Source organism: Noviherbaspirillum sp., from assembly GCF_035254685.1.
In the GTDB taxonomy this organism is placed as follows: Bacteria; Pseudomonadota; Gammaproteobacteria; order Burkholderiales; family Burkholderiaceae_D; genus Noviherbaspirillum.
This window is the reverse complement of the sequence record NZ_DATFAI010000023.1, coordinates 101,341-126,826: the sequence shown is the minus strand read 5'-3', so window position 1 is coordinate 126,826 and position 25,486 is coordinate 101,341. Positions and strand designations below refer to the sequence as shown.

Annotated in this window: 23 protein-coding genes; 15 read left to right on the top strand and 8 right to left on the bottom strand. The window is 60.6% G+C overall.

The annotated features are described in order from the left end of the window. The first annotated feature begins 181 nt into the window (after positions 1-181). From VJ698_RS10655 to VJ698_RS10625, 7 genes are all read left to right on the top strand, one after another. Positions 182-601: a type IV pilin protein gene (locus VJ698_RS10655; RefSeq protein ID WP_324102731.1), complete on the top strand. Its 420-nt coding sequence runs from the start codon at positions 182-184 to the stop codon at positions 599-601. Further along, a complete protein-coding gene (locus VJ698_RS10650; RefSeq protein ID WP_324102730.1) occupies positions 595-1,191 on the top strand; it encodes a GspH/FimT family pseudopilin in 597 nt (198 codons plus the stop codon). The genes VJ698_RS10655 and VJ698_RS10650 overlap by 7 nt, the downstream gene beginning before the upstream one ends. A gap of 24 nt (positions 1,192-1,215) precedes the next feature. Further along, entirely contained in the window at positions 1,216-1,566 is a 351-nt protein-coding gene (locus tag VJ698_RS10645) for a hypothetical protein (RefSeq protein WP_324102729.1), read from the top strand. 19 nt (positions 1,567-1,585) lie between these two features. Continuing rightward, positions 1,586-2,695 (top strand): PilW family protein, encoded by a 1,110-nt coding sequence (locus VJ698_RS10640; protein ID WP_324102728.1) that lies wholly within the window; start codon positions 1,586-1,588, stop codon positions 2,693-2,695. Continuing rightward, positions 2,692-3,342 carry a hypothetical protein gene (locus tag VJ698_RS10635; protein ID WP_324102727.1) on the top strand — a complete coding sequence of 217 codons (651 nt, stop codon included), beginning with the start codon at positions 2,692-2,694 and terminating at the stop codon, positions 3,340-3,342. Before VJ698_RS10640 ends, VJ698_RS10635 begins: the two co-directional genes overlap by 4 nt. A 79-nt stretch (positions 3,343-3,421) precedes the next feature. Next, on the top strand, positions 3,422-7,042 hold the full coding sequence (locus tag VJ698_RS10630; RefSeq protein ID WP_324102726.1) for a pilus assembly protein: 3,621 nt from the start codon (positions 3,422-3,424) through the stop codon (positions 7,040-7,042). A 12-nt stretch (positions 7,043-7,054) separates the two neighbouring features. Further along, a complete protein-coding gene (locus VJ698_RS10625) occupies positions 7,055-7,717 on the top strand; it encodes a hypothetical protein (protein WP_324102725.1) in 663 nt (220 codons plus the stop codon). A gap of 247 nt (positions 7,718-7,964) precedes the next feature. On the opposite strand, the gene VJ698_RS10620 is transcribed toward VJ698_RS10625, so the two are convergent. The 6 genes from VJ698_RS10620 to VJ698_RS10595 all read right to left on the bottom strand — a co-directional run bounded on the left by VJ698_RS10620 (position 7,965) and on the right by VJ698_RS10595 (position 14,408). Next, on the bottom strand, positions 7,965-11,180 hold the full coding sequence (locus VJ698_RS10620) for a pilus assembly protein (RefSeq protein ID WP_324102724.1): 3,216 nt from the start codon (positions 11,178-11,180) through the stop codon (positions 7,965-7,967). A gap of 75 nt (positions 11,181-11,255) precedes the next feature. Beyond that, the gene (locus VJ698_RS10615; RefSeq protein ID WP_324102723.1) at positions 11,256-11,786 is read right to left on the bottom strand and encodes a pilus assembly PilX N-terminal domain-containing protein; all 531 of its coding nucleotides are present in this window, start codon (positions 11,784-11,786) and stop codon (positions 11,256-11,258) included. Next, the gene (locus VJ698_RS10610) at positions 11,783-12,862 is read right to left on the bottom strand and encodes a PilW family protein (RefSeq protein WP_324102722.1); all 1,080 of its coding nucleotides are present in this window, start codon (positions 12,860-12,862) and stop codon (positions 11,783-11,785) included. The genes VJ698_RS10615 and VJ698_RS10610 overlap by 4 nt, the downstream gene beginning before the upstream one ends. Positions 12,863-12,867: 5 nt before the next feature. Next, complete coding sequence (gene pilV, locus VJ698_RS10605; RefSeq protein WP_324102721.1) at positions 12,868-13,458, bottom strand: type IV pilus modification protein PilV; 591 nt, start codon at positions 13,456-13,458, stop codon at positions 12,868-12,870. Then, positions 13,455-13,958, bottom strand: coding sequence for a GspH/FimT family pseudopilin (locus tag VJ698_RS10600; protein ID WP_324102720.1), 504 nt, complete (start codon positions 13,956-13,958; stop codon positions 13,455-13,457). The genes pilV and VJ698_RS10600 overlap by 4 nt, the downstream gene beginning before the upstream one ends. A 9-nt stretch (positions 13,959-13,967) precedes the next feature. Then, positions 13,968-14,408 (bottom strand): type IV pilin protein, encoded by a 441-nt coding sequence (locus tag VJ698_RS10595; protein WP_324102719.1) that lies wholly within the window; start codon positions 14,406-14,408, stop codon positions 13,968-13,970. 218 nt (positions 14,409-14,626) lie between these two features. Here VJ698_RS10595 and VJ698_RS10590 point away from each other — a divergent pair, with 218 nt between their 5' ends. After that, a complete protein-coding gene (locus VJ698_RS10590) occupies positions 14,627-15,619 on the top strand; it encodes a serine/threonine protein kinase (protein WP_324102718.1) in 993 nt (330 codons plus the stop codon). Between the two features lie 133 nt (positions 15,620-15,752). Here VJ698_RS10590 and VJ698_RS10585 read toward each other — a convergent pair whose 3' ends face one another. Beyond that, entirely contained in the window at positions 15,753-16,091 is a 339-nt protein-coding gene (locus tag VJ698_RS10585; protein ID WP_324102717.1) for a hypothetical protein, read from the bottom strand. Positions 16,092-16,141: 50 nt separating this feature from the next. Then, a complete protein-coding gene (locus tag VJ698_RS10580; protein WP_324102886.1) occupies positions 16,142-16,588 on the bottom strand; it encodes an Lrp/AsnC family transcriptional regulator in 447 nt (148 codons plus the stop codon). A gap of 143 nt (positions 16,589-16,731) precedes the next feature. Here VJ698_RS10580 and VJ698_RS10575 point away from each other — a divergent pair, with 143 nt between their 5' ends. The 7 genes from VJ698_RS10575 to VJ698_RS10545 all read left to right on the top strand — a co-directional run bounded on the left by VJ698_RS10575 (position 16,732) and on the right by VJ698_RS10545 (position 25,483). Continuing rightward, the gene (locus VJ698_RS10575) at positions 16,732-17,823 is read left to right on the top strand and encodes a saccharopine dehydrogenase family protein (RefSeq protein ID WP_324102716.1); all 1,092 of its coding nucleotides are present in this window, start codon (positions 16,732-16,734) and stop codon (positions 17,821-17,823) included. Positions 17,824-17,837: 14 nt separating this feature from the next. After that, entirely contained in the window at positions 17,838-19,343 is a 1,506-nt protein-coding gene (locus tag VJ698_RS10570) for an aldehyde dehydrogenase family protein (protein ID WP_324102715.1), read from the top strand. Between the two features lie 258 nt (positions 19,344-19,601). Next, on the top strand, positions 19,602-20,633 hold the full coding sequence (locus tag VJ698_RS10565) for an arginine N-succinyltransferase (protein WP_324102714.1): 1,032 nt from the start codon (positions 19,602-19,604) through the stop codon (positions 20,631-20,633). 8 nt (positions 20,634-20,641) lie between these two features. After that, on the top strand, positions 20,642-21,676 hold the full coding sequence (gene astA / locus VJ698_RS10560; protein WP_324102713.1) for an arginine N-succinyltransferase: 1,035 nt from the start codon (positions 20,642-20,644) through the stop codon (positions 21,674-21,676). After that, a complete protein-coding gene (astD, locus tag VJ698_RS10555; protein WP_324102712.1) occupies positions 21,669-23,132 on the top strand; it encodes a succinylglutamate-semialdehyde dehydrogenase in 1,464 nt (487 codons plus the stop codon). The genes astA and astD overlap by 8 nt, the downstream gene beginning before the upstream one ends. Positions 23,133-23,144: 12 nt before the next feature. Continuing rightward, complete coding sequence (astB, locus tag VJ698_RS10550; protein ID WP_324102711.1) at positions 23,145-24,491, top strand: N-succinylarginine dihydrolase; 1,347 nt, start codon at positions 23,145-23,147, stop codon at positions 24,489-24,491. Next, positions 24,491-25,483 carry a succinylglutamate desuccinylase gene (locus VJ698_RS10545; protein WP_324102710.1) on the top strand — a complete coding sequence of 331 codons (993 nt, stop codon included), beginning with the start codon at positions 24,491-24,493 and terminating at the stop codon, positions 25,481-25,483. The genes astB and VJ698_RS10545 overlap by 1 nt, the downstream gene beginning before the upstream one ends. Positions 25,484-25,486 lie beyond the last annotated feature (3 nt).

The window sequence follows — 25,486 nt, the reverse complement described above, 5'->3', positions numbered from 1 at the left end:
CGATGGGGAGCAGGCGAGTTATTGCCGTAAAACAACATTGATGACAGAAGGATTGCCGCTGGGTACCGGAATTGCTCCGTCCGTCGGATTAGGGGGCACATTCCCATCAAATTGATCTACATTAAGTTACATATAAGAAACCAGTTGTTAAAAATTTCTTTTTCAGGGCGGGGAAAGCACCATGCGCAACGGGTTCACGCTGATTGAACTGATGGTTACTGTCGCGATTATTGCCATATTAGCGGCTATTGCGGTGCCTTCTTATCAGAATTATGTTGTATCAGGGAAAATTCCCCAGGCAACCAACAACCTGGCCAGCATGCGGGTGAAGCTGGAGCAATATTTTCAAGACAATCGCACCTACGTTGGCGCCTGCATAGCCGGCACGATTGCGCCGTTGCCTACCGCGGATAACTTTACGTATAGCTGCCCGACCCTCACGGCCACAACCTTCACAGTGCAGGCTGCTGGCAACGGTTCGATGAGCGGCTTCACCTACACAATCGACGAATCAAACAACAAGACCACGACTGCGGTACCGAGCGGCTGGGGTACCGCCCCGATATCGTGCTGGGTGGTTAAGAAGGGCGGTGGATGCTGATCATGTTTCAGCGCGGCGTCACTCTCGTTGAATTGATGATTTCGGTCGCCATTGTTGCGATGCTGCTCGCCATGGGCGTGCCTGCGTTCAGCCTCTGGATTCAGAACACGCAGAACCGCACGGCGGCGGAATCCATCCTCAACGGTTTGCAATTGGCGCGCAATGAGGCGGTAAAGCGGAATACTCTGGTGCGGTTCAATTTGACCGACACTTCCGGGTTGCTGGTTTGGAATGTCGGCTGCGTCAATCCGACGACAGAATGTCCTGCGGTAATCCAGACACGCCCGGCCGAAGAGGGCAGTGTCAACGCACGCGTCGGTATCAGTAATGCGACAAATCCGACGCCAGCGCCGTCGGATTATTTCGCGACACCGATTTCCGCCGGCACCGGAGTGCCGTCCGGTGTCAGCTTCAATTCAATGGGCAGAGTTCCGGACGGGAATATCGGCACCGACATGTTGCGGATTGATGTCACCAATGCGGTGGCAAGCGACGCGCGTAGGTATGTCGTCACGATAGGCCCAGGCGGCGAAATTCGAATGTGCGACCCTTCGCTGGCATTGGCAAGCAATCCGCAAGGTTGCAGTTGACGGGGGCTCGAAATGCAAAGACGCATGCCTAAAGATCAGCGCGGAATGATGCTTCTCGAGGGGCTGATTGCGATCGTGATCTTTTCTCTCGGGATACTGGCGATCGTCGGCATCCAGGCAGCGTCCGTCAGGCATACCACCGATGCGAAATACCGGATGGATGCCAGTTTTCTCGCGAATCAGTCGATCGGGACAATGTGGGGGCAACGTTCGAATCTTGCCAGTTTTGCCGTGACCGACGAATCAGTCGCCGCGCTCCCCAACGGCAAACGAACAATCGCAGTCAATGGCAGCGATGTGACCGTCACAGTGACATGGCAATTGCCTGGTGAGGCTGTGCCGCACAGTTATGCCATCGCCGCCCGCATCAATTAGAAACACAAGGAGTGGCTGCATGAACCCCGTGCGAAATGGTTTCAGTCTGGTGGAGATCATGGTGGGCCTCGCCATGGGCATGATCGCAATGGTCGTCGTCATGCAGGTCTTTGCCGTATTTGAGGGAGGCAAGCGTACGACGACCGGCAGTGCGGACGCTCAGACCAACGGAGCGGTTGCGCTGTACATGATCGAACGTGACACACGGATTGCAGGATGGGGCATGGATGCGCAGGTGTACAGCCAGTGCAATACCACCTATTCCTATTGCGACGGGAGTGCGAGTTGCGGCGGCGTGGCTGGACCGTTGGGCGACTTCGCCACGGCGTCGGTATTGATTCATGACGGCGGCACTGGTGCAGATACCATTACCGCGCAGTACTTTACTGATCCGACGGTGGCAACCTACAAGTTCCCCGGCAGCACAACACTGCGTGGCTCGATGTCCAGTGCAGCCGACAATCTTAACGTGACCAGCTTGTCTGGATGCCAGGTTCCGGACCTCGTGCTCGTGCAGCAGGCTGGCCAGTGCACCGTCATGAAGATCTCGCCACCTGCGGACGATACAGAAAGAAAGACACTTGAGGCGGCGCTCCAACTGAAACATGCCCCCGGCACCGGTGGTGAATACAACCCTCCGGCCGACTACCTGACGGCCAATAGCTGGCCTGTCTACACGACAGGGGCAGTAGTTTCCTGCTTCACCGGCGCAGCCAATGGCCCGTTGTTCCAGCGGACCTATTCAATCAATGCCAATCACCAGCTAACGCTCGGTGGGCAGGTTGTGGCAAATGAGATCGTTGATCTTCAGGCGCAATACGGCATTGCAGCGGCGGGAAGCCAGGATGTGAACGACTGGGTGGCTCCGACCGGCCAGACATGGGGCAATCCGACGTCGACAGACCGCAAGCGGATCAAGGCCGTGCGCATTGCCTTGGTTGCGCGGAGTACTCAGTACGAGAAACCCGTCAACGGGGTGTGCAAGACGACGACGCCGGAAATGGTGGCGGCCTGGTCCTCATGGGCTGGCTTCAATACAGCAAATTATCCGGCCGACTGGCAGTGCTACCGCTACAAGGTGTTTGAAACCGTTGTGCCCTTGCGCAACATCATCATGGGCAATATATGAGCAACCGGACAGATCAACGAGAGGGCTGCAGCATCGCGGGAAAGGGAGTCCGGCTCCAGCGCCAGCGAGGCGTGATCCTGATCGTGGCGCTGATCGTGCTGGTGGCGATGACGCTCGCCAGCATTGCCATGGTGCGTTCAGTCGATACCTCGACCATCATCGCAGGGAACCTCGCATTTAAGCAAAGCGGTGCGGCCGCCGGTGACGCGGCGATTGATGCCGCAGTGGGCTGGCTTACTGCAAACAATGGGCCCACGCTGGAGGCGGACAGCGGTTCTGATGGCTATTACGCGACCAGCCAGGACAGCCTTGACATCACCGGAAACAGAACGCCGGGTGACGCATCCGATGATCTGGACTGGCTGAGTTCTGCCGCAGTCAAGATCCTGGCGCCGGACGGGCTCGGTAACAAGCTTTCTTACGTCATTCATCGCATGTGCAATAGCGCTGGCCCTTTGGCTGCCGGGACCTGCGCCACTGATCAGAGTGCGATGGCCGGAAGCAGCCTCGGCGCAAGCCGGCAAATGATGACCTATCAACCGGGCAGCTGGAATGCTGTGGCGAATCGCGCCTATTACCGTATCACCGTCCGCATCGCGGGTCCCAGAAACAGCGTCAACTTTGTACAGTCAATCGTTTCGCAATAGTAGTGGCTTAACGAGGGGCCTGAAGATGTTTTTCAGGTGGCCCGATGTTTCCACGACGGGCGAAAAGGGGAAGACGATCATGAACTTCATCCACCATTCGAACACCTTGCGGAGTCTGGCGAGGATTGTGTCGGGGCTCCTTCTGGCTGCAGCGGTCGGCGGGGCTGCCGCCGCGGTCACGGACCTGGCAGACGAGCCGCTTGCCAACTCTACTACGACACCGGTGCTTCCCAATATCATGCTCGACTTCGACGCATCGGGCAGTATGGGACTTGACCACATGCCGGACTACATCAGCAAGAATTACAGTGGTTCGAACACATGGTGTCGCGGGCCGAACTCATACAATACGCTGGCCGTGTGCGAGCAAGGCGATCCACCATACTTCGCCAATGCCTTCAATGGTTTGTATTACAACCCGGCGTTCAGGTACAAGCCGCCTGTCAACGCCGATGGAACAAGCAAGACCAGCTACGGTTCGCCCTGGACTAGCGTTGCCAGCGACGGTTACGGCAAGCAGCAAATCGACAATTCAAGCGCATCAAGCACGTCGAGCCCCTGCACCGCACAGAATAGCTGCCCCACCTATTCCAGCAGCGCCACCGTCAATCTCGCCGGCAGTTATCCGGAGCGTGTGTGGTGCAAGTCGTCCAGCGATACGCCGCCGAGCCCCAATTGCATGTCTGCGCTTGACGCCAGTAACAATTACATTTATCCGAACGCCACCTACAAGTACCTCAAACTCCAGTATGGCAATCCGTACTACTACAACGTCAGCGTCGAGTGGTGCAAGACGGCGGATACAACTGCTCCAAACCAGAACTACGGCAAGGCGGGAACCTGCCAGGCGAAGAAGACCACGACCTACAAGTACGTGCGGTTCTACAACTGGTCGCGGGTCGACATCAAGTTGACCACCGTCTTCCCGCCCAAGGCGGCAGGGCGGACCGATTGTGCGGGAGCGGCCTGCACCTATGATGAAGAAATGACCAACTTCGCGAACTGGTTCGCCTGGTACCGTACTCGTCTTCAGATGGCCAAGACTGCCATTGGGCTGGCATTCAAGGACGTCAGGGGTACGCCAAAGACTGGTGCTGCGCTGCTTGCGGATCCAACCGATTCCGATTTCCTCCATGCAAGGATCGGCTTTACGACAATCAGCAATTCGGCCGTTCTGAACATCAGCAACTTCGATACGACTCCGAAAACATCCTTCTATACAAATCTTTACGGCCTGAGTGCAAACAGTGCGACGCCCTTGCGGACATCGTTGAACGAAGTGGGGAAAATGTATTCGGGCGCAAGCCAGGTATTTTCCGACCCCGTCCAGTATTCATGCCAAAAGAACTTCGCAATCCTGATCACCGACGGTTATTGGAACGACAGCTATTCCGGTGTCGGCGATACGGACGGCGCGGCAGGTGTCACGAAACCCTCTTACGACGCGCTCAAGACAGCGAACACGCTTGCGGACGTAGCCTATTACTATTACCACACGGATCTGCGATCGGGCATCTGCACGCTATGTACGGACAATGTCCCTCCCACGGGGACGAACCCGGACGTCGACGATACGGCGCAGCATCAGCACATGACCACGTTTACGGTCGGCATGGGCGTCGACGGAACATTGACCTACCAGAGCGGCTATAAGACCAGCACGTCAGGTGACTACTTTGACATCAAACAGGGGACCAAGAACTGGCCCGCACCTACGTCCAACTCTCAGCAAACGATCGACGATCTGTGGCATGCGGCAGTGAACGGTCGCGGCACCTACTTCAGCGCAAGAGATCCGAACGCGCTGCAGGACGGTTTGGAAAGAGCTCTCGGAAGTATCGACAGCGCCAGCGGAAGTGGTGCTGCAGCCGCGACCAGTAATCTGCAGCCGACGACCGGCGACAACGCCATCTACATCGCCACCTATCGTACTGTTTACTGGGACGGTGAAATGAGCGCGTACACGGTCGACCTCGGCACCGGCGTGATCTCGGCTACACCGACATGGCAGGCCGACTCATTGCTGAAGGCGAAAATCGCGGCTTCCGGAGATAGCGACACGCGCACGATTTATACGGCTGACGGCACGACGCGAATTCTCTTCAAGGTCGGGACCGGCGGGTTGACAGCCGCGCAGCAAGCCTATTTCGACAACACGAAGCTCGGCCAATATGTGGACTGGAGCGATGCGCAGAAATCTGCCGCAACGACTGAATTGCTGGTGAATTACCTGCGCGGCCAGGATCGCAATGAAAACCAGGACAGAGATTTGAGTTACGGCAGCTACCAGCGACTCTACAGGGACCGCGACAAGGTACTCGGCGATATCGTTCATTCTCAGCCGATCTATGTGAAGGCTCCACCGTACAACTTCACCGACGATGGCTACCTTGCCTACAAGACCGCCAACACCAACCGTCAGGCAATGCTCTACTTTGCAGCCAACGACGGCATGCTCCATGCGCTTGATGCATCAAGCGGGCAGGAGAGCTGGGCATATATTCCGCCGCTGGCGCTTCCCGATCTCTGGAGGCTCGCCGACAAGGACTACAGCACCCACCATCGTTTCTATCTCGACGGCCCCCTGGTGATGGCCGATGCCAAGATTAGCGGTGTGTGGAAAACGGTTCTCATCGGCGCTCTCGGGAAAGGCGGCAGAGGATACTACGCACTGGACGTGACGGACCCGGCGAATCCGCAGCCTCTGTGGAATTTTTCAGTAAATAATGAACCCAATATTGGCTACACCTATGGCGTTCCGTTTGTCACAAAACTTGCCGATGGTACATGGGTAGCCTTGGTGACATCTGGTTATAACAACGTGCCGGAAGGCAGCAACTATCCGACGGCCGATGGCGTCGGACGGGTGTTCGTGCTCGACCTCGCCACCGGCAACGTGCTGAAGACCATTTCTACCGGGGCCGGCTCCGTTGCGGCACCAAGCGGCTTGGCGAGGTTGAATGTCAAGGTGAACGACTTTTCCACCGACAATACCGCCATTGGGGCGTACGGCGGTGACTTGCTGGGCAACATGTGGCGATTCAATCTCGATGCAGGAACGGCGACCAAGCTGGTGAGTTTCGGTACGGGCAAGCCCATCATGGCCGGACCGGAAATTGGCGACGTGGATGGAACCAAGGTGATCTTCTTCGGTACCGGACGCTATCTCGGCGAATCGGACTTGGACGACACAAGCGTGCAGTCGATCTACGGCATCAAGGATGACGGCTCGACCACGATCACGAATACGTCGCAGCTCGTGGCGCAAACGCTTTCCGGAACGGGATCTACCCGGAACATCACGAAGAATACAGTTGATTGGGCGACGAAGTTTGGATGGTATGTCGATCTCCCTGATAGCGGCGAACGGATTGCCCTCGACCCGCAACTCTTTTTCGGAACATTGGTCGTTGCCAGCACCGTTCCAACCGCGTCGGAGTGCCAACCCGGAGGCTATAGCTGGTTATACCAGCTGGACTACAGGACAGGCGGCTATATCGGCAATGTGGCCACGGCCGTGGGCGTCAAATACACCTCGCCGACTGTGGGCCTTACGGTCTCCAAGCTGCCGACCGGGACACCGGTGATTTACCCGATCACCGCTGACGGAAAGAAGGCCAGCCCGATCGAACTGCGCCTGGCGCCACCCACGAGCATCGGTGGCGTGAGGAGAGTGATCTGGCGCGAGCTGTTTGACTGATTGCGTCACGCCGTGCGCCAGCATCATTCTGTGGCGTTGTTGTTGTCGCTGACAGCGCATATCGGGGTGGGCTGCCTCATCGTTACGTCGGGAGGAGGCGATGGCAATACGTCGAATCGAGGTGTGCTGCATATGGGGACAATGGTGGCAACGGTCGATTTGGCTGGCACCAATAGGCCCGGGCCTGCCAGTCACGCATCGGCCGGGCGCGTAACGCTGTCGGAGGAGCATGGCGAGGTTCTTGCAGATCGGAGGGTGGTTGGCCTGGAACAGTCGCGGAAAGGGGCCTCGCCTTTGTCTGCGATTCCTGAGCCGCCACAACCGCATTATTTCCACATGCGGGAGCTGACGGAAACGCCACGAGTGGTTCAGGACATTCCAGGTAATTTCGCTGTTGTCATCCCCGAAATCCCGCCACAAGCGGCGATCCTGCGCTTGCTGATCAATGAGGAGGGTGGAATAGACAGGGTCGTGGTTGAGGACTCCGATTTTCCTGAGAAGGTCGAACGACGCCTGGTCGAAGCGTTCTCGCAACTCAGGTTCTCCCCCGGAAAGATAGGACGTATTCCCGTCAGAAGTCAGCTGAAAATCGAAGTCATGCTGGAAAGTCCGCTGCAGCGAGTCGGTAGCCTGCAGCAGGGCGATCTGGCCGGTAGGCGTCCCTCCCCTCAGTAGCAGTCATTTCCAGTCGAGCGTGTCCTGATATTCACATCAAACGGGGCGACGCGAACATCAGGACATACTATTGGCTGCCAGCATCCGCAGGTGTTTCAAAGCCGCTGTAGGGCGATGGGGCAAGCAGACTCTATGGCTGCATCGGATGCAGCACCTCTCGCGCCAAATCCGAAGCGCTCATTTCTGCGTCAACCTGCCGGAGCAACCACAACACGGTATGCTCGCGGCGAGGTTTGGACTGGTTGTGCTATTTCTTGTACCAGTACGTCCGCTTCGTCTTTTTCTGCACATCTGCATCCTTGTAGCAGTTTTCCAATGCCGACTTGCAGGGCACCGTCGAGACCTGCGGCGGCTGTCCTATAGCGGACACGCAGCCGATGCAGAAACCGACTTTCTTGCCGTCGATGCTCACCACGCCGCTGACCGGGGAAGGCGGCAGGCCGCCGCCGTCGAGCGTGGTGCTGGTCTTGGATGCATCGAACAGGCCGAGGCTATAGATTCGTGCGACGCCAAGCGAGGTCGAGCAAGAGTTCGGGTCCGGTGCGAGGGCCTGGTTGGTGCCGAAGTTCGTTACGCCGCCGACGGTGAGTGGCGCATTGACCGATTTCTCGCCGCTGCCGAGGGTAACGTAATAGCCGCGAACGCTGCCGTCGTAGGCGGCGTTGGTGGCATTGAACAGAGAGCCTTCGGTGATCGTGGTTTGTCCGGCACCGTCCTTGCCCGGCTTGGTGTCCTTCAGCATGTACAGGCGGTTGGTCACGCTGTATGAGCCGTTGGAGTATAACGGGTGCTCGCGGTCGCCGGACCCGACAAGCACGGCATCGTAGGAATTGGGCTGCGCGGGGGCGCCGACCGGCACGATGCTGGGCTGGAAGAGGAATTTGCGCGGTGTCGTTCCGCTGCCGCACACGCCGCCGTCACAGCCCAGCGCTGCCAGCTTGGTGACCTGCCATTGGGCCGGCGAGGATCCGCCGGTTGGTTCGAGATCGACGCGCCACACGTTGCCCCCAACGTCGGCGGCGTACAGGCGTTCCACATAGCCGTCGGCGTCGCGGTCCAGCAGGGCAATGTCGGCCGCGATGCTGTAATCCATGCCGGTGACCTGGAGTGTTGCGGAGGCCGCGGGGCCGGCGCTCCAGACAATGTTGCCGGTGACGGCATCCAGGACAAAGATGCCACGGCCCATGGTGTCATCCGTTGGCGGTTCGCTGTCCTGGGAGGTGCTGTAGCCGGCGCCGAAAATCAGCACCGGGTTGGCGTTGCCCTTGACCACTGCGAGGCGCGGACGCGACCAGGTCTGGCCCAGTTCACCCATGCCGGCGTCGCTGTATGACTTCCTCCACAAGACACGCGGACTGGCGGGGGTCGTGACGTCGATGGCGTAGAGGAAGCGTCCTCCGCGCCGCATGGTGAGATAAATGTAGGCGCGCGCAATGCTGCCGTCGGCGTTCAGCTTCTGGTACATGCCGGCCGGGCCGTCCACGAAATAGTCTTTCGGCTGCGGATGCAGATCCGGATCCGTGGTCGCAAGTTTCAGGACTGGCGAGTTGTCGCGCTGGCGCTTGAGCTTGCCGTAGAACTCGGGCAGCACCAGGCCCCACAGCTCGCTGCCGGCGGGTACGCCGCCGATGGCTGTTGTCTGGTTGCCGTTGATGGCGTGGAACACGCCGTCATTGCTGCCGTAATAGACGACGACCGATTCGCTCACGCCACCATAGCTGATCACCACGGGCCGGGAATGCAGCACGTCGCCATGGATGGAGGGACGGACATTGATGCTGCCGCCAGGGCCTTTTTCATCACCCTTGTTGTCCTGTCCGCGCACCCAGTTGATCAGGTTGGTGCGGTCCGTGTCGCTTGACACGCCGAGCATCGCTTGCGTGATCGCGGTATTGCCGGTGGCGAAGGTGTTTGAGCTGTCGGTCAGGTTCGCAATGCAGCTGCTGCCACCGGGGCAATAGGTGTAGAGCCGCCGCGGATTGGTGCTGGAACCTGCTGCGCTGGCGTAGTTGTCGATCAGGTTGTCGATCCGCAGGCGCTGCGCCGCGCCGCCTTTCTCGACGACTTCGCCGTCCGGTGAATCGTAGGCGAGGCCTGCGCCTTGCGGGTTATTTTTCCAGAATCCGCCGGTACTGTCCGGAGAGATGGCGGTGTTCTTGACCGTCCAGAAGCTGACGGCATTGGGCGAGATGAAGCCGGTGCCGGCAGAGCTGATCGCGGATGCGCCGGTGCTGTCGGCCAGGCGCAAGGTATTCGTGCTGGTATCCAGGTTGAACTGGTACTGCTTCAGGTTGCCCACCCAGCGCGGATTGCCATCCTTGTCGGGGCGGAACATGCCCATGTAGATCTGGTTGAGGTAGGTGCCCTGGGTGTTGACGCTCACCGGAAGGCTGGAGGAGGCGAACACACTGTTGACGGCCTGGACTTCGTTCAGGATTTTTGCGAGGGCATCACTCAGGCCGTTATAGTCGTAAGTCGGGAAATACTTTCCGCCGCCGACGTTAGCCATGCTGGTCATTAGCGCCGGAAGATCGGGTACGCATTTGTTGGTCAGCATGCTGACCGTGTAGGTCGTAATGTTACGCTGGCCGCCAAGGGTTCCGCCGAGGTCCACCTGATACATGTATCTCGCCCACTCATCGGCATAGAGACCAGATGTGTCGGTGTGATTTTGAGACTTGAATGCGTAGGTGCCGCAACTCAATGCCGGGCTGACGACAGCAGGACACGTCGCGTTGTAACCATAGGTGCCATAGCATCCCGAAGGAATAGTGATGACAGACTTTAATGCGTCCGAAATTCCAGGAGCGGTGGTCAGCGGTGCGCTGACATTGTTGCCGTCGTTAGGTGTTTTGTCCGCATTGCCGATGAAAACGACGTAGTTCTTCTGGCAAGATTCACCCGTGACTCCAGAGTAGGCCGCTCCTGACAATCCCGTCTTTCCCGCAAAGTATGCCCATGCTTCTTGCATGATGGCGGCCGTGGTTGCGCCATTGGCCTTCATGCTGGCTTGGCCGCTCGTGTCCCACCCTTTGACCCAAGCCTGGAACGCAGCCTTGTTTGCATCGGTCATTGGCGTTAGTGGCTTGACAAGGCAACCACCCGTGTTGCTGCTAGGGCAGCCATAGGTTGCGTTGTAATTGCCGCTATACATCATAAAGCCGATGTTTACTTTGGCACTGCCGTCGTCCTTGGTTTTAAGCGAGGCAAGTACGTTATAGAGCGCGCATTGCTCGAGGCCGGCACCGGTATTGTTGAGTGTGGGAGAAGTGCCATCCACGTATTTGCACGATTCGCCGCTGGCGGAGAAGCTGGCCGCGTTGTCGATGACAATCAGCAGATTCGGCGTCGTCCCCGTATTGTTGCCATCATAAATATCAATATCGTCAGCCCTGCCCGCGAGCGGAGCGAGAAGGAGCGCCGCGAGCAGCCCGGCCCGGAAAAGTGACATGGTTTTTTTCATGGTGATTTCCTCCCCGGCGAGTGCACGCCGTTCGTCTTCCTTGCTTTTAAATCGGTTGAGTGTGGCGTGTACGGATCAGCAGCCCGACATCCGGCCTGCGCGCACCGCAACGCCTTGCACCACTGTCGTCTTGGCGCCGCTGTTACTGTCATTGACGTCGGCCTGGATTTCCCACAGTTGCTTGTTGCATAGCGAGGCTTCAAGCACCTGCTTTTCCGTGCCGCCAGCAACCTGGGTGACGGAGGTCGGGTCGCTGGAACCGAAGCAGGAGCGATCCCTCGGGTCGTCCGGATCCAGTTCCTCCGTCGGCACCGAAGTCGTGTTTCCGCAGACGGGCTGCGAAACATTCACGGTATAGTCGGCTGCGCCCATTGGCACATCGACGGTTTGGGCCACCGGGTTATTGGTGTAATCGGTATCCAGCACCTGTTCGATGGCCTGCTGTGCGGCCGCCGTGACTTCACCTTGCACCTGCATGTTGCCGGTGATGCGCAGGTTGGTGGTGCTGGAACGGATTCCAGACACCACGAGCAGGGTCAGCACGATCAGCATGATCATGGCCACGACCAGCGTTGCGCCGGTTTGGTCGTGTTTCGTCTTCATCATGCCCTCCGTCCGCTCGTGTTGGTGGCGCGTACCACTTCGGTGAAGACGCGCCGCTTGTACGCATCGCTGAACGGCCCGACCGTGCCAGCCGCACCGAGCGTATAGGTCTTCTTGTCGTCGCTATATCCCGCAGTGGGCTCGGTGTTCCGCGCCAGGACATTAAGCTTGACCGTCACGATGTTGCCCCAGTCGGCCGCAGTCATCGCGACGCCGGTGTTGTTGTTGGTTCCCATGGTGTAGTAGTCCGGAGCCCCGTCGCCGTCGGTGTCGATGCCGTAATCAAGCTGCATGTTTTCGATGCCTTCTGCCAACGGTGTAATGCTGAACGAAGCCACGCCGCTCGCGACGGTGAGTTCCAGGCGCTTGAGCGTGGGGACCGGATTGCCGTTGTCATCGCCGCTGCCGGTGCAGGAGGTACCGCTCGCCGGCACGTTGCAGGGGCTGACGAAGTAGATGTGAATTGAATAGCTGCGCAAGGGCGCAGTGCTGTTGTCGCGCTTCTTCAATGTGAACACGCTGGTGTCCGAGCCGTCACCGATCACCTTGTCCATGGTCCTCGATGCGTTCAGGCCCGCCTGCACGTACGGCTGGCCGGGCACGGCGCTCGCGATGGGAATGGTCGCCGTTTCCGCTCGGCGTATCACGAGGATGTCGGTCCCTGCCTTGTGGTCCGCGGTGGAAAGGCAGGCGGTCAAGTCTGTCGGTACCGAGGAGGGGGAATCGTATCCCTGGATCGGAAGGCTGATCGCATTCGCGAGGTCGGCCACGGTCGTGGAGCACGGATCGTACAGGGAGGAGGGGGCGGGGACGTTGTAGAACTCGCCCCAGAAGCCTGCGAGTTCCAGGTCTTCACGCAGCAACTGCGTCGCATAGCGGCCGTTTTCGATCTGCCGGCTGGCCTTGTCCAGTTCGGTGGTGGCGGCGCTTTGCTGCGCGATCAGCGAGGTGATGCCGGCCATCAGCGCGAGGCCGATCGCGATCGAAATCATCAGCTCGATCAGCGACAGGCCGCTCTGCATGCCGGGGCGCGGCGGAGCGTGGCGGCGCTGGAAGGAATTGTGCTTGAAGGTTTTCATGGCAGTCAGTTGAGGGCTGCAATCTTGAGAGTGACACTAACGACGCGCCGCCACCTGTCGTCGTCGCCGTAATTGCCTTTACCGCAGTTCCAGGTGTCCGGCGGGGCGGCAGTCTTGCCGAGGCCTTGCCATGCCACGCTGACCTGATAGACGCTGGTGGTCGCATCGAATGTCACGCAACCACGGGCGCCGTTCATTGCGCCGACATTGGCATGGTTCGCCGTTTCCGCAGCGCCGGTCAGCAGGGTGCTCCATTCGTTCATGTCTTGGACAGCGAGCGCACCCTGGGCCGTTGAACCTGCCGTGCAAGCCGGCGTAGCAGTGGCCGACGTTCCGAGATAGGGCGCGCCAGCGGCGGCATCGGTGGTGAAGGCGTAGCAGCTCGCGACACTGCGATTGGCGTTGATGCGCGCAACCATGTCCTGCAGGAGCACCAGTGCTTGGGCGCGCTGATACGATTCGGCCTCCGAGCGGTGGCCGTGCATCATGGTGCCGGCGAGGCCGAGCAGGCCGATCAGCAATACGGTCAGCGTGACAAGGACTTCAATCATGTTGAAACCGCCTTGCCTGCCCGATGGGTTGATGCGGGTATTCATGAGCAGCTTCCTGTCTTGCTGTTCGGCAGACCGCTCAGCGTGACTTTCACGCAGCGCGTGTGCGAGTTGCCGGTGATCTCGAAGGTCGGGACGGTGGATCCCTGGATCCGCCCGTTGCTTCCATAAGTGACGCTTGTCACGGAGCTGGTGATTGCCAGACCCTTGTAGGCGGCCTGCTTGTTGAGGGTGGTTGTCGTGCCGCCGGCGGTGACGTCTACCGTCCAGCCGTTCTTCCAGTCGCCGGACACAGGCGTTGCGACGACATTGGTATTGCGCTTGATGGCTTCGCTGCGGGCAAGGGTGAGCATGGACGTGACGTCGTGCGAAGCGGTTGTGGCTCCCTGGCTTCCGATGAAGCTCGTGAACGACGGTATGCCGATGCCGAGCAGGATCGCGGAGATCGTCATCGTGACCAGCAACTCCGTCAGCGTGAAGCCGCCGGAGCGCTTGCTGCGTTCCGTGCAGGTGGAGAACATCTTCATGGAACGGAGGGTATTCATGATGTGTCCTTACCAGCAGCCCGTAACGCCGGCCGTTCCTGACACGCCCTTCGTCCCGTCCTGTGCCAGCGTCAGTGTGCCGCAGGCCGTGTCGGCGGAAAGCTGGTTGCCGGTCGGGGTGGCGGTGATGGTGTAGGACGGCGGCGCAGAGGTGGTCGTGATGGTGACGGTGTAATTGCGGCCGACATCCGCCGGAACCGTAAGGAGGTCACTGACGGTCGCGCTGTACTGGCGGCTGTCCAGCAGGAATTGCTCTTCCTTGTTGGCCAGCGACAGCATGTAGCTCTCGGCCGCCGAGCGGTTTGATTTGATGACGTTGCGCGTATAGGACGGATAGGCAATTGCCGCAATGATGCCGATGATGACGACGGCAATCATCAGTTCGATCAGGGTGAATCCCTTGCTCGGTTGCGGTTTGATGACGGGCGCTGTGCTTGTCAGGTTGTTCATTTTATTAGTCGACTGCCTGCGTGAAAGGTGGCTTAAAGGTAACGTCCAAGGTGACCATACCGACATCATGCTCAAAGGATATCAATTCATTTCCTATAGGCAATGATCTGCTGACGACTGGTCGTTTTCCGGATACGAGCGGTCACGCGGCTGGGTGATTTTTGCTGCATTTTTGACACACATTGGGTCAGGGGACTGCGGCGCGTACAATGCGGGGCGTGAATACTTCCTCCATCCATCCCTTTTCCGGCCTGACGCCGGACGTCGTCCTTGCCGCGCTGGAAAGCGTCGGACTGTACAGCGACGGGCGCCTTCTGGCATTGAACAGTTACGAGAACCGGGTCTACCAGATCGGCATGGAGCAGGGGCCGCCGGTAGTGGCCAAGTTCTATCGCCCGGGGCGCTGGAGCGACGCGGCCATTCTGGAAGAACATGCATTCATCCAGGAACTGGCTGATCGCGAAATCCCGGCCGTGCCGGCGTTACCGCTGGGAGGAAAAGGCACGTTGCACTGTGTTGACGGCTATCGTTTTGCCGTCTTTCCAAGGCATGGCGGACGTGCGCCGGAACTGGACGACGCGGCAACCCTCGAGTGGCTGGGCCGTTTCATCGGACGCATCCATGCAGTCGGCATGCTGCAACCGTTCCAGTCACGGCCGGTGCTGGATATCGCGAGCTTTGGCGAGGAGCCGCGCGATTATCTGCTCGCGCATGGTTTCATTTCGGCGGATCTTGTTGAGGCCTATCGCAGCGTGGTTGCGCAGGCGTTGGACGGCGTGCGCCGCTGCTACGATCGTGCGGGTGATGTGCGTTATCTGCGCCTGCATGGCGATTGCCATTGCGGCAATGTGCTATGGACCGATGCCGGCCCGCATTTCGTTGACTTCGACGACAGCCGGATGGGACCGGCGATCCAGGATTTGTGGATGCTGTTGTCCGGCGAACGGACGGACATGGTGCGCCAGCTTTCCGACCTGCTGGCCGGCTACGAGGATTTCTGCGAGTTCGACGCGCGCGAATTGCATCTCGTCGAGGCCTTGCGCACCCTGCGCCTGGTCCATTATTCGGCGTGGCTGGCGCGGCGCTGGGATGACCCCGCGTTTCCCGCAGCCTTCCCCTGGTTCAACACCCAGCGCTACTGGCAGGACCGCATCCTTGAATTGCGCGAGCAGGTTGCGCAGATGGATGAGCCGCCGCTGTGGCCGGCCTGATGGTGCTGAGGAGACCGCGTACGGTCTCTGGATTTGTGTCCACGGAAGACACGGAAAACACGGAAAGAACCGAAATCAAAGAGCTTTTCCGTGTTTTTCGTGTTTTCTGTGGACATCCCAAGCACTGCTGCAGCTACACCTTCTGCGCAGCCGCCGCGCGGGCGTCAAGGTTTTCGATCAGCTTGTCGACGGTCGGCGCGTTGTGCGCGATCACGACTGCATATTCAATTGCTTCGTCGCGCGCGGTTTTCGAAAAATACTTCAGCAGGTAGTCTGCATTTTCCACGCCTGCCTTGCCGCGCACGTCGTCGCGCGCCAGCTTGCGCACGTACCAGACGGCATAGCCGTTCGACTCTTCGCAGCAATAGATCTCGGCCGAGTGGAAAGGCCCGAGCGGATGCGTTTCCGGATCGGTGTGCCAGATGACCTTGCGCCACAGATGGTTCTTCTTGGTTTCGGGGATGGTTTGCATGATGTGCGTTCCTTGGTTGCGTGCATCGAGTCTAGCGAATTCCCGCATGCCTAGATAGGGCTGCGGTCGATGCGACTGGTGAGGATGATCGATGTGGAGGTCTGCCGCACGCCGTCGATGGCACCGATCTGGTCGAGCAGGCGGTCGAGTTCGGCGGTCGACTGACAGCGCAGCGTAAGCATGTAATCGACCGGGCCGCTGACCGCGCACAGGGTTTCCACTTCGGGCATCTTCTGTAGCGTTTTGACAAGGCTCGCGCCCTTGCGCGGATCCATCGCGATGCCGACATAGGCGCGCACCGCCGGTTGATACAGCTCCTGGTTCAGCCGCACGCCGTAGCCCGCGATGATGCCGCGCTTTTCCAGGTTGGCAATGCGTGCAATCGCGGTGGTGCGCGCGATGTCCACCCGCTTGGCGATGGTGGAAACCGGCATGCGCGCGTCGTCCATCAGCAGCGCGAGGATCTTGTTGTCGATGTCATCGAGCGTCGGCTTCATCGTGTTCAGGAACTTGTGCGAAGTGTCGTGCGGATTCGTCAAATTGTATCTGGATAATACATTATGACGACGCTTTGCTCCCTGTTTTCTGACATCGGGCAACTCTAGACTTTTTATATGGCCCAACATGACAGGAGAACACAATGAAAACCAGACTCATCCTCCTCGGGGCCGGCAAGATTGGCGATGCCATCGTCAACCTGCTGTCGCATGCCGGCGATTATCAACTCACTGTGGCTGACCGCGATCCGCAGCGGCTGGCGCATGTGAGAGCGATGGGTTGTCCGGACGTGCGTGTTGTCCAGGCCGACATTGGCGATCCGGATACTGCGGCCGGCCTGATCAAGGGACACGATGTCACCCTGTCCGCCTGTCCCTTTTTCCTGACTCCAGTCATCGCGTCTGCCGCGAAGAAGGTGGGGGCGCATTATTTCGACCTGACGGAAGACGTCGAGAGCACGCGCGTCGTGAAGCGGCTGGCGGAAGACGCAACGACTGCCTTTGTGCCGCAATGCGGGCTTGCGCCCGGCTTCATTTCGATTGTCGCGAATGACGTGGCGAGCCGCTTCGATCGGCTGCGCGACGTGCACATGCGCGTCGGTGCGCTGCCGACTTTTCCGAGCAATGCGCTGAAGTACAACCTGACCTGGAGCACCGACGGCCTGATCAACGAATACTGCAACCTGTGCGAAGCAATTGTCGACGGGTATCTGCGCGAAGTGCCCGCGCTTGAGGGCATGGAGCATTTCTCGCTGGACGGCATCGACTACGAAGCGTTCAACACCTCGGGCGGCCTCGGCACCCTGTGCGAAAGCCTGGCGGGCAAGGTGCAGAACCTGAACTACAAGACCGTGCGCTATCCGGGGCACCGGGATATCATCAAGATGCTGGTGCGCGACCTGCAGCTCGGGCTGCCGGACCGGCGCGCGATCCTGAAGGAAGTCCTGGAAGCATCGATCCCGATCACCAGGCAGGACGTGGTGCTGGTGTTCGTCAGCGTGTGCGGCATGCGCGACGGCCGGCTCGAACAGGAAACCTACGCGAAGAAGATATACAGTCAGGAAGTCAACGGCGAACGTTTGTCCGCCATCCAGGTCACCACCGCTGCAGGCATCTGTACCATGGTGGACCTGGTGATGCAGGGCAAGCTGCCGAAGGCCGGCCTGGTGCGGCAGGAACAGGCAAGGCTGGCCGATTTCCTGGCCAATCGTTTCGGCCGTTTCTATGCCGCCTGACAAGGAGCATGCATATGGAATCCGTGATCCAATTGTTCAGCGAACTTGGCGTCGATCTGACGCCGTGGCAAGGAAGAAGCTTTCACAGCACCAGCCCGATCAACGGTGAAACGCTGGCCGGGCTGCACGCCGATACGCCCCACCAGATACAGGAAAAGATCGCGCGCGCCGATACGGCCTTCGCGCAGTGGCGCAACATGCCGCCGCCGCGCCGCGGTGAACTGGTTCGCCTCTTCGGCGAAGAGTTGCGCGCGCACAAGGAGGCGCTGGGCAGGCTGGTCACGCTGGAAGCCGGCAAGATCCTGCAGGAAGGGCTGGGCGAAGTGCAGGAGATGATCGACATTTGCGATTTCGCCGTCGGGCTGTCGCGCCAGTTGTACGGACTGACGATTGCCTGCGAGCGGCCCGGACATCGCATGATGGAAACCTGGCATCCGCTCGGCGTCGTTGGCGTGATCTCCGCCTTCAATTTCCCTGTCGCGGTCTGGTCCTGGAATGCCGCGCTCGCCTTCGTGTGCGGCGACAGCGTGGTCTGGAAACCCTCCGAGAAGACTCCGCTCACCGCCATCGCCGTCCAAGGCTTGCTGGGCAAGGCGGTGCAGCGCTTCGGCAGCGATGCACCGCACGGACTATCGGAAGTGATCATCGGCGGCCGTGAAGCGGGAGAGGCGCTGGTCGAGGATGCCCGCGTGCGCCTCGTCAGCGCCACAGGCAGCACGCGCATGGGCCGCGCCGTGGCGCAGGCCTGCGCACAACGCCTCGCACGGACCATCCTTGAACTGGGTGGAAACAACGCGATGATCGTTGCGCCCAGCGCCGACCTCGAACTTGCCACGCGCGCCATCGTGTTTGCGGCGGTAGGTACCGCCGGCCAGCGCTGCACTACCTTGCGCCGTCTGTTCGTGCATGACAGCGTGTACGATGGCCTCGTCACGAAGCTGAGGAAAGTTTATGCATCGCTGCCGATCGGCAATCCACTGGAAAGAGGCACACTGGTCGGCCCGCTGATCGACGGCGCCGCGTGGGACGGCATGCAGAATGCGCTTGCCAGGGCGCGCACGGAAAACGGCACGGTCTTCGGCGGCGAGCGCGTGCCGGTCGCCCGATGCGAGAACGGTTACTACGTGCGTCCCGCGCTGGTGGAGATGCCGACACAGACTGCCGTCATGCATCATGAAACCTTCGCACCGATCCTGTACGTCGTGCGCTATGCGTCGCTGCAGCAGGCAATTGACTGGAACAATGACGTGCCGCAAGGGCTCGCATCGAGCATTTTCACCACGGACCTGCGCGAGGCGGAACTGTTCATCTCTTCCTGCGGCAGCGATTGCGGCATTGCCAACGTCAACATCGGCCCGAGCGGTGCGGAGATCGGCGGTGCGTTCGGTGGCGAGAAAGACACGGGCGGCGGACGCGAATCAGGATCGGATGCATGGAAGGCCTACATGCGGCGTGCCACCAACACGATCAACTACAGCCATGCGCTGCCGCTAGCGCAAGGCATCAACTTCGATTTTTAGCTTCGCAGCCTGGTTGATTGCACAACGGCCAGTAAACGCGCGCACAGTTGCCTTCGCGGTGGATTTGGTGGATAAAGAGAGTCAACCCAACCGGAGCACGGAATGACTGCAATTCAGCGACTTGAAGGACAGGCAATGCCGAATGTTGAGCAGGTGACGGATGCGCAGATCGACGAGGCAGATACGCGACTCCGGCCATCTCGTCCTCGTGCCATCCGACGCATGCGCTGACGCAAACCTGCCTGACCGGAGGATTCCATGTTCATGGTCCGCTCCGTGGCAACAGCCGATATCCCGGCGCTCGAGGCCATGTCCTCGGGGGCCACGCCTGGCGTGCATACCTTGCCGCGCACGCGGGCAACGATCGAGACCGCGGTTGAACGGTCGATGGCATCGTTCGCCGCGCATCCGGAGCATCCCCATGCGGAATCCTATCTGTTCGTGCTGGAGTCGCCTGACGCGGATGCGCTGGCCGGCACGGCCGCCATCGCCGCCACGGCCGGATCGAGCGGTGCATTCTTCGCCTTCCGCAACGATATCCTGAGCCAGGTATCGCGCGACCTTGGCATCAGCCACAATGTTCGCGCGCTCAGCCTGTGCTCCGATTTGACCGGACATTCGCAATTGTCGGGCTTCTACTTGCGCAACCGGCGCACGGCGGGAAACGAGGCGGCCTTGCTCTCGCGCGCGCGGCTGCTATTCGCGGCGCTGGCGCCGCAGCGGTTCAGCGACCGGTTCTTCGTTTCCATGCCTGGCATGACCGATGAGGAAGGCAGGTCGCCTTTCTGGGATGCGCTCGGCCGCAAGTTCTTTCAAATGGATTTCCTGCAGGCGGAGCGCATGATCGAGGGCGCGCGCAACCGCACCGTGATCGTGGAGCTGATGCCGCCGTATCCTGTCTATGTTCCCCTGCTGCCGCCCGAGGCGCAGGCGGTGCTGGGGCAGGTGCACCCCCAGGGCGAGCTGGCGTACCGGGTGCTGACGAGGGAAGGCTTCGAGCCGGATGAATATGTCGACATCTTCGATGGCGGACCGGTGCTGCGCGCACGCCGGAATACGCTGCGCTCCTTCTCGCGTTCCATGTCGCGTACCGTCGTCGAAGATACCGGCAGGACGGGACGTGGGCGGCGCGATGCCTACCTCGTCGCGCCGGTCCGCGAGCATGGCTTCCGCGCGATCGTCGTGGAATGCGCTTCTCCCCGGCAGTCCGAACACATCGGCGTGCCCCTGGAAGCGATGCGCCGCCTCGACGTGGTGCGGGGCGATACCGTCCTGTGCGTGAAATTGTGAGGATGCCGATGCTGGTCGTACGCGCCATCAGGGAACACGATTTCGACGGCCTGCTGGCGCTTGCCGGCATGGTCGGCTCGGGCATGACGACGCTGAAGCCGGACCGCAAGTCTGTCGGCGAACGCGTTGCGCTTGCCTGTGCGTCTTTCGAAGAGCGCATCCCGGTGGCGCAGCGCGATTATGTGTTCGTGATGGAAGATACCGCCGCCGGAAAAGTGGTCGGCGTGTGCGCGATCAAGGGCGCGGTCGGGCTGGATGATCCGTTTTACAACTACCGCATCGGCACGCTGGTGCATTCCAGCAAGGAGCTGAACGTGTTTTCGCGCATGGACACGCTGTACTTGTCCAACGACCTGACCGGATGCGCGGAACTCTGTTCGCTCTTCCTGCATCCCGATTACCGCGTGGGCCACAACGGCAAGCTGCTGTCGAAGAGCCGCTTCATGTTCATCGCGCAATTCCCGCACCTGTTCACCGAAAAACTGATCGCCGAGATGCGCGGCTACCAGACGCCGGCCGGGCGCTCGCCCTTCTGGGACAGCCTCGGCCATCATTTCTTTCAGATGGAATTCGACCGCGCGGATGACCTGACCAGCCTCGGCAAGAAATCTTTTATCGCCGAGCTGATGCCACGCCATCCGCTGTACGTCGCCTATCTGCCGCAGGAAGCGCAGGAAGTGATCGGCCGCGTGCATGTCGACACCGCCCCGGCGCGCCATCTGCTCGAACAGGAAGGCATGCATTACGAAGGCTACGTCGATATCTTCGATGCCGGCCCGGTCCTGCAGGCGCGGGTGAGCGAATTGCGTGCCTTGCGCGAGAGTGCATTGGTGGTGGTGGAAGCTGGCGATGCGGCACCGGATGAAACGGCGTCGCTGGTCTGCAACACCAGCATGCGCGATTTCCGCGTCGTCGCGGCGCAGGCGAGTACAGACGAAGGCTGCATCCACCTGCATCACGCATGGCGACACGCGCTGGACTGCCACGCCGGCGACATCGTACGCAGCATGCCCCTCAATCCAAGAAAGATTCCTCATGCATAGCCATTATGTGAACGGTCAATGGATCGAAGGCGCAGGGCCGCCGCTCGCGGCATTCAACCCTGCCGATGGACTGCAGATATGGGCGGGCAGGGCTGCCACCGCCGATGAAGTCGACGCCGCATGCAAGGCCGCGCGTGCCGCATTCGATGCCTGGGCCATGGCCACGCTCGACGAACGCATTGCGGTGTGCACGCGCTTTCGCGACCTGCTGAAAAAAAACAGCGAGGAACTGGCACGCCTGATCTCGCTGGAAGTCGGCAAGCCGCTGTGGGAAGCGCGCACCGAAGTGAATTCGATGAGCGGCAAGGTTGACATTTCCATCCAGGCCTATCAAGCGCGCACCAGCGAAACGACGACGCGCGTCGCGGACGGCAACGCGGTCCTGCGCCATCGTCCGCACGGCGTGTTCGGCGTGCTCGGCCCGTACAACTTTCCGGGACACCTTCCGAACGGGCATATCGTGCCGGCGCTCATCGCAGGCAATGCCGTCGTCTTCAAGCCGAGCGAATACGCGCCGCAGACCGCCATCCGCACTGCCGAATGGTGGATCGAGGCAGGTCTTCCGGCAGGCGTGCTGAATGTGCTCAACGGCGGGCGTGATACGGGCGCAGCGGTCACGATGCATCCGGAGCTGGACGGCATCCTGTTCACCGGGAGCTACCAGACCGGCGCCATGCTGCACAAGCTGTTTGCCGGGCAGCCAGGGAAAATGCTCGCGCTCGAAATGGGCGGTAACAATCCGCTGGTCGCCTGGGATGTCGGCAACATCGACGCGGCGGTGCATCACATCATCTTTTCCGCCTTCGTCAGCGCGGGCCAGCGTTGCACCTGTGCGCGGCGCCTGATCGTGGAGAATTCCATGCAAGGGCGCGCGCTGATCGAGCGCCTGCGGGAGGTGGCGGGAAAGATCCGCATCGGTAGGTTCGACCAGGATCCGGCGCCGTTCATGGGGCCGGTGATCTCGGAACAGACGGCGAAAAAGCTGATCGCGGCGCAGGACGGCCTCGTTGCGCGCAACGGCATGGTGCTGCTGACCATGCGGCAACTGCAGGCGGGGACGGGCTTCGTTTCGCCTGGCATCGTCGATGTGACCGGCGCGAGCGATGTCCCGGATGAGGAATGGTTCGGCCCCTTGTTGCAGGTGGTGCGCGTGCCGAACTTCGAGGCCGCCCTGCACGTGGCCAATGCAACGGAATACGGCCTTGCCGCCGGCCTGCTCAGCGATGATGAAACCTTGTGGCGGCGTTTCCGGATGCATGCGCGTGCCGGCATCGTCAACTGGAACCGGCCAACGACCGGCGCTGCGAGTACCGCGCCCTTCGGCGGCATCGGCAAGTCGGGCAACCATCGGCCCAGCGCCTGGTACGCCGCCGACTACTGCGCCTATCCGGTGGCATCGATCGAAAACAACGCGCTCGACATGCCCGTCCAACTTTCACCCGGCCTCGTCTTCTGAATGGAGGAATGCATGGCGACTGCACGCGAATACAACTTCGACGGACTGGTCGGCCCGTCGCACAACTATGCCGGGCTATCCTTCGGCAACGTCGCATCGGCCCACAACTTCAAGAGAGTTTCTAATCCGAAGCAGGCCGCGCTGCAAGGCCTGGCCAAGATGCGTGCGCTGGCCGCGCGCGGTTTTGCGCAGGCTGTGCTGCCGCCGCAGTCGCGGCCCAACTTCGGCCTGCTGCGCGCCATCGGCTTCACCGGCAGTGATGCCGAGGTGATCGAACGGTCGGCACGGGAAGCACCGATGTTCCTGGCCTGCGCCTATTCGGCGGCGCCGATGTGGACGGCGAACGCTGCCACCGTCAGTCCCTCGTCTGATACCGCTGACGGACGCGCCCACTTCACCGTGGCCAACCTGAACAACAAGATGCATCGCTCCTTCGAGCATCTCGAAACAGGGCGTGCCCTGCGCGCGATCTTCGCTGACGAAAGGCAATTCGTCGTGCACGACGCGCTTCCGCCCACACCTGCGTTCGGCGATGAAGGCGCCGCCAACCACACCCGCCTGTGCGCGGCGTACGGTTCGCCCGGCGTCGAGATGTTCGTGTACGGCCGCGTCGAATTCGAGCCTGATGCGCCGGCGCCGAAGCATTATCCGGCGCGCCAGACGCTGGAGGCCAGCCAATCCGTCGCCAGGCTGCACGGCCTGCACGAAAACCGAACCTTGTTCATCCAGCAAAACCCCGCGACAATCGATCAGGGCGTGTTTCACAATGACGTCATCGCCGTCGGCAATGGCAATGTGCTGTTCTACCATCAGCAGGCCTTCGCTGACGAAACTGGCGCGCTCGTAAAACTGCGCAAGGCGATGGATGAAGTGCATGCCGGATTGCATGCCATACGCGTCGATGCGGCGGAAGTATCGGTGGCCGACGCGGTATCGACTTATCTCTTCAACAGCCAGCTACTGTCGAAGCCGGATGGCGGCATGGTCTTGGTAGTGCCGCACGAATGCAGGGAAAACCAGGCGGTCGCGTCCTTCCTTGAACGCCTCGTGGCGAGCGGCAGGTCGATCGACGAACTGCTCAGCTTCGACCTGCGCCAGAGCATGCGCAACGGCGGCGGACCGGCCTGCCTGCGCCTGCGGGTGATCCTCGATGACGCTGAAGCGGCGGCGATGCACCAGGGCGTTCTCATGACGGAGCACTTGTATGACAGGCTCGTGGCATGGGTGGAAAAACATTATCGCGACCGCCTTGCGCCGGAAGATCTCGCCGACCCGAAGTTGGCCGTCGACATCCAGACGGCTCTCGATGAACTGACCGGCATCCTGCAATTGCCCGGGCTGTACGATTTCCAGCCCTGATGATGGACCGCGATCTGCAAGGCGCGGTGCGTGCATTGGCAGCCGGCGACATGGCAGATATCGCAGGCTGCTTCGCCGGCCCGGGCCATGCCGTTGAGTCGCCCGCGCGCGGCATTCTGCAAATTCGCGCGAGCGATGGCGGGCAGCATCGTCCGCGCCTGCTGCTCTCGGTCGGCGTGCACGGCGATGAAACCGCGCCGATCGAAATGCTGGCGCACATCCTCCATCACGTTGCTGCCGAGCCGCAGGCACTCGCGGTCGATCTGATGGTCGCTGTAGGCAATCTCGCGGCAATTGCACAGGGCAAGCGCTTCATCGATGTCGATCTGAACCGGCTGTTCCGCGCAGACCGCGGTGAGCTGGGAAAGGCAGCCGAGGCGACGCGCGCGGACGAGCTGATGCGTGCCGCAGCTTCATTCCTTGCCGGCGCGGATGGGGCGACATGGCATCTTGACTTGCATGCCGCGATCCGGCCGTCCTTGTATCCGACCTTCGCGGTCGTTCCTGCAATCGTGGGCGAGCCGCAGCGCGAGATGCTCATGCAATGGCTTGGTGCCGCTGGCATCGGTGCGGCGATCGTGAATCCGGCATCTGCAAGTACATTCAGCGCATTTACTGCCGAGGGATACGGCGCGGGCAGCGCCACGGTTGAATTGGGGCAGATAGGCACGTTGGGGCAGAACGACCTGCGGCCTTTCGATGCAGCGCGGGGAGCGATCGATGCTTTTCTGCGCCGCGGAAAGCTGCCAGTGGCACCAGCGCGGCCGCGCGTATTCCGGGTGGCGCAGGAACTGATCAAGCGCAGCGATGCATTCCGGATGGCGTTTGACGGCGCGACGAAAAATTTTACGCCGATGCAGCCGGGTACGGTGATCGCCATGGACGGCGACACGGTGTATCGCGTCGGGCCGGTGATGGAGTATGTGGTGTTTCCGAATCCCGATGTGCGGGTCGGGCTGCGCGCGGGCTTGATGGTGGTCGAACAGGAGTGATGC